Consider the following 4,915-nt stretch of genomic DNA (forward strand, 5'->3'; position numbering starts at 1 on the left):
GCTGCAAGCTGCAAGCGAATCAGCGTGCGGGCTGGCGCCCAAACCCCGTCAAGCTTTTCTTACAGCTTGTGGCTTGCAGCTTAAAGCTGCCCCTTAGAGACTCTGCATCAACTTGCGCACGCCGGCCACGTGCCGGCGGCTGACAGTCAGCGCTTCGCCGTCGAGGCCCCTGAGGAACAGCTGGAAATGTCCCAGCGGGGTCCGCTGCAGGCGCTCGATGCGATCGCGGAACACCAGCGCATTGCGGTGGATGCGCACGAAGCGTTCACCGAACTCGTCCTCCAGCGACTTCAGCGGCTCGTCCAGCAGTACCTCCCCGCCCGCATGGCGCAGGGTGACGTACTTGTGGTCGGCGATGAAATAGATCACCTGGTCCAATGGGATCAGCTCGATGCCCTTGCGGGTACGTGCGCTGATATGGCTGCGCGGCCCGGCACCGGAAATGGCGGCCGGCCGGGTCAGCGCCGCGAGCTGGACCCGGTTGGGGCGCTCGGCTTTTCTCAGCGCCTCGGCCAGGCATTCGGGGCGCACCGGCTTGACCAGGTAGCCGACCGCGCTGACCTGGAAGGCCTCGAGGGCGAATTCGTCATGGGCAGTACAGAAGATCACGGCCGGAGGCGCATCTATTTCGCAGAGCCTGGCCGCAACCTGCAGGCCATCGAGCCCGGGCATGCGGATATCCAGCAGCACGATATCCGGGCGCAGCTCCTCGATCAGGGCGAGGGCCTCTTCACCGTTGCTGGCGGCAGGTTCGAGGACACGATAGCCGTCGAGGTCACCTACCAGTCGGCTGAGGCGCTCGCGGGCTAGAGGTTCGTCATCGACAATCAGGACATTCATATAGATCTGGCTTCCTGCATTCGTCTCGCACATGGATAGCGTAGACAGGTGTAATGGCAGCCATCACGGCGCTCCACGCTGAGACTCGCTTGCGGGCCGAAAAGTGCCGCTAATCGTGCGTCGATATTCTGCAGACCCTGCCGCGTGCCGCGTGAAGCCTGAGTTTGAGCGGTTTCGTCGAAAGGGTTGCTGACTTCCAGGTGAAACACGCCATCGACATAATCGGCCGTTACGCTGACCACCCCGCCCTCGACTCGCGGCTGGATTCCATAGACCAGCGCGTTTTCCAGCAGCGGCTGCAGGGTGAGCTGCGGAATCGGCAGATCCTCCGGCACGCCCTCGATCCGCCACTGCATGCGCAGGCGTTCGCCCAAACGGTACTGCTCGATCGACAGATAACGCCGCGACAATTCCAACTCCTCGCTCCAGGCCACCAATGTGCCGGGGCGCGCCAGGCTGGCACGGAACAGATCGGACAGATCCAGCACCGCCTGCTCGGCCTTGGCCGGGTCGCTGGCGACCAGGCTAGCGATGCTGTTCAGGCTGTTGAACAGGAAGTGCGGGCGAATCCGCGCCTGCAGCGATTCGATCCGCGCACGCAGTTCGGCCTGTTCCTGGCGCCGCCATTGGCTCTGCAGATAGAAATAGCGTAGCAGCAGACCGGACATGATCAGGCTGATCAGTGCATGACGCAGGTACAGGTTGACCTCGCCGGCACGCGAGAGCGGCCCACCGAGCTCGTAGATATCCGCCACTGCCGTGCAGGCGAGGGTCAGCCCTGCCACCAGCAGGCAGCACCCCAACCCCGCCAGCGACGCCCGCAGCCGCGCCAGCAGCGGGCGCAGCAGGCACATGGTGCCGGCCGAGAGCAGCACGATCCACTGCACGAACAGCGAGGTCAGCGCCAGGCGCATCCAGTCGAAGCCCGGCTGCATCGGCTCGGCCAGCACCAGCACCAGCACCAGCAATTCGGCGAGCAGCACCAGGCCGAGCAGCGCTTCTGGCTGGCACAGCTCGGGCACGAAAAAGTCATCGGTTACGGTGGTGGATTTCACAGGGTTCGGCCCGTCGGTTCGCATGCCCGGCAGTTTCCTTGCGCACCCCGGTGCCGGCAAGCCGGACGCTCGCTGCCCGCGGCGGAAAAACGCGGATTTGCCAGCCAGCTCACCCTTCGCGGTGCCCCGCAGCCGCATCCGACAGCCCGAGGAACCCTGCTATCATCGCCGCTTTCCTCCAGCCTTCGGATTTTCAGCGAGCGCATCCATGAGCACCGACAAGACCAACCAGTCCTGGGGCGGCCGTTTCAGCGAGCCCGTCGACGCCTTCGTCGCCCGATTCACCGCCTCCGTCGAGTTCGACAAGCGCCTGTACCGCCACGACATCATGGGTTCGATCGCCCATGCCAGCATGCTGGCCAAGGCCGGGGTGCTGACCGATGCCGAGCGCGACAGCATCATCGCCAATCTCAAGGCCATCCAGGCCGAGATCGAGGCCGGCCGCTTCGACTGGCGCGTCGACCTGGAAGACGTGCACATGAACATCGAGGCGCGCCTGACCGACCGCATCGGCGTCACCGGCAAGAAGCTGCACACCGGGCGTTCGCGCAACGACCAGGTGGCCACCGACATCCGTCTGTGGCTGCGCGACGAAATCGACACCATCCTCGGCGAAATCACCCGCCTGCAGCAGGGCCTGCTGGGCCTGGCGGAAGCGGAAGCCGACACCATCATGCCCGGCTTCACCCACCTGCAGACCGCGCAGCCGGTGACCTTCGGCCATCATCTGCTGGCCTGGTTCGAGATGCTCTCGCGCGACCATGAGCGCCTGGTCGACTGCCGCAGGCGCACCAACCGCATGCCGCTGGGCTCGGCCGCGCTGGCCGGCACCACCTACCCCATCCAGCGCGAGATCACCTGCGAACTGCTGGGCTTCGAAGCGATCTCCGGCAATTCGCTGGACGGCGTGTCCGACCGCGACTTCGCCATCGAATTCTGCGCCGCCGCCTCCGTGGCGATGATGCACCTGTCGCGTTTTTCTGAAGAGCTGGTGCTCTGGACGTCCGCGCAGTTCCAGTTCATCGACCTGCCCGACCGCTTCTGCACCGGCTCCTCGATCATGCCGCAGAAGAAGAACCCGGACGTGCCGGAACTGGTGCGCGGCAAGACCGGCCGCGTATTCGGCGCCCTCGCCGGCCTGCTGACGCTGATGAAGGGCCAACCGCTGGCGTACAACAAGGACAACCAGGAAGATAAGGAACCGCTGTTCGACGCCGCCGACACCCTGCGCGACAGCCTGCGCGCCTTCGCCGACATGGTGCCGGCGATCCGTCCTAAGCGCGAGATCATGCGCGAGGCGGCGCTGCGCGGCTTCTCCACCGCCACCGACCTGGCCGACTACCTGGTGCGCAAGGGCCTGCCCTTCCGCGATTGCCACGAGATCGTCGGCCACGCGGTGAAGTACGGCGTGGACAGCGGCAAGGACCTGGCCGAGATGAGCCTCGCCGAACTGCGCCGGTTCAGCGACCAGATCGGCGACGACGTGTTCGCCGTGCTGACGCTGGAAGGCTCGGTGAATGCCCGCGACCACATTGGCGGCACCGCGCCAGCGCAGGTGCGCGCGGCGGTCGAGCGCGGCAAGGCACTGCTCGCCAGCCGCTGATCGCTGCCACCTGGCCGCAAGCTGCCGGCACGCCCCGCCGCCAGGGCGCGCGATGCGCCCACGCACATCGCGCGCACTGGCCCTTCCAGCGGCCGCGCCCTTGCGGGCCTCTGCCAGCCGATCGATAGCCATGCCCGGCCTGTTCCAACGGCCCGGCAAGACGACCGCCGAGCCGCACGCCGGAACTCTCGGACGGCAAGCTTGACCTACAAGCAGTGCTGGCGAATCCGCCATCTCCTGTCCAATCACCGGAACCGGGCATGACCGATCTGCGCACCCTGCTGCTGAATCAGGACACCCAGGGCGGCGAACTCTTCGAGTCGCCCAAGGAGCGCCTGGTCTTCTACCGCTCGGAGATCCATTTCGAATCCTCGCTGCTGGCCGAGCGCACCACGGCCTACCTGTCGTCGCAATCGTTCCTGATGATCGCCTTCGCCTCGTCGATGGCCAACAGCAACCCGGACTGGGGCAACCTGTTCCGCCTGGTGGTTCCCGCGGTGCTGGCGGCCCTCGGGCTGGTGACATCGCTGCATGCCATGCCGGGCATCAAGGCCAACTTCGACGTGATCGAGCGCTGGCACCAGAAGCAGGCCGAACTGCTGCAACTGGAAGGACGTGTCGGCATGCTGCCGAACAACGAATCAGCGCTGTTCGGCGAGGGCAACAGCCCCGTCGGCGGCAAGCGCTACAAGCGCACGCTGCTGTTCTCGCTGCGCACACCAATCATTTTCTCGCTGGTCTGGGCCGTGTTCGGGCTGCTCTGCCTGGCCCTGAGCTTCATGGATTGACGCCCCCGTGCCCGTTCGATTTGCCCGCCTGCCACGGAGCGGTTATCCAGGGGCCGTAATCCGAGGGAGTAAAAGCCATGTCCGATTCAGACCGCCCGCGCTTTCGCGTCAGCGCCGATCGCCAGACCGCCCGCCGACGGGTACGCTACGTCGAAACCAGCCGCCCGGACGACGGCAACTGCACCCTTTGCCAGTTGGATGAAGAGAATCCGGCGCCACTCGACGAGAATCCCGCCATGACGCACGACTCCCATGACAGCGAAGACGACGAAGCCTTCGCCGAATCCACCCTGATCCAGGCCATCGAGAACCAGCTCGAAGCCGGCGAACCGGCAGCGGCCCAGGCCACGCTGAACAAGCTGACGCTGGTCGGCTACGAACGCGAGGAAAGCCTGCAGATGATGGCGCTGGTGCTGGCGCACGAGATCCGCACCATGCTCAGCGAAGACCGCCCCTTCGATGGCGAAGCCTACGAGAGCATGCTGCGCAATCTGCCGGAATTGCCCGAATAGGACCTTCAGCGGGCCGTAGCCGCGAAGCGCACAGAAGCTGGGTGAGCCCCCGCGAAGCCCAACGCTAGCGGCCTGTTTGGTTAGTTTGTTAACTCACTGAGCATTATGTTGTAGGAG

5 protein-coding genes are annotated in these 4,915 nt (G+C 65.4%); 3 read left to right on the forward strand and 2 right to left on the reverse strand.

The genetic code is table 11. From position 1 onward, the window contains the following. Positions 1-93 precede the first annotated feature (93 nt). Positions 94-840 (reverse strand): LytR/AlgR family response regulator transcription factor, encoded by a 747-nt coding sequence (locus IN820_RS07890; RefSeq protein ID WP_193680451.1) that lies wholly within the window; start codon positions 838-840, stop codon positions 94-96. Beyond that, positions 837-1,919, reverse strand: a complete 1,083-nt coding sequence (locus tag IN820_RS07895) for a sensor histidine kinase (RefSeq protein ID WP_193680452.1) — start codon at positions 1,917-1,919, stop codon at positions 837-839. Before IN820_RS07895 ends, IN820_RS07890 begins: the two co-directional genes overlap by 4 nt. Positions 1,920-2,103: 184 nt before the next feature. Between IN820_RS07895 and argH the strand changes: the two genes are divergently transcribed. The 3 genes from argH to IN820_RS07910 all read left to right on the forward strand — a co-directional run bounded on the left by argH (position 2,104) and on the right by IN820_RS07910 (position 4,798). Next, the gene (argH, locus tag IN820_RS07900; RefSeq protein ID WP_193680453.1) at positions 2,104-3,498 is read left to right on the forward strand and encodes an argininosuccinate lyase; all 1,395 of its coding nucleotides are present in this window, start codon (positions 2,104-2,106) and stop codon (positions 3,496-3,498) included. A 260-nt stretch (positions 3,499-3,758) separates the two neighbouring features. Continuing rightward, positions 3,759-4,286 (forward strand): hypothetical protein, encoded by a 528-nt coding sequence (locus IN820_RS07905; RefSeq protein ID WP_193680454.1) that lies wholly within the window; start codon positions 3,759-3,761, stop codon positions 4,284-4,286. A 77-nt stretch (positions 4,287-4,363) separates the two neighbouring features. Beyond that, entirely contained in the window at positions 4,364-4,798 is a 435-nt protein-coding gene (locus IN820_RS07910) for a hypothetical protein (RefSeq protein WP_193680455.1), read from the forward strand. Positions 4,799-4,915 lie beyond the last annotated feature (117 nt).

Source organism: Pseudomonas lopnurensis, from assembly GCF_015070855.1.
GTDB lineage: Bacteria > Pseudomonadota > Gammaproteobacteria > Pseudomonadales > Pseudomonadaceae > Stutzerimonas > Stutzerimonas lopnurensis.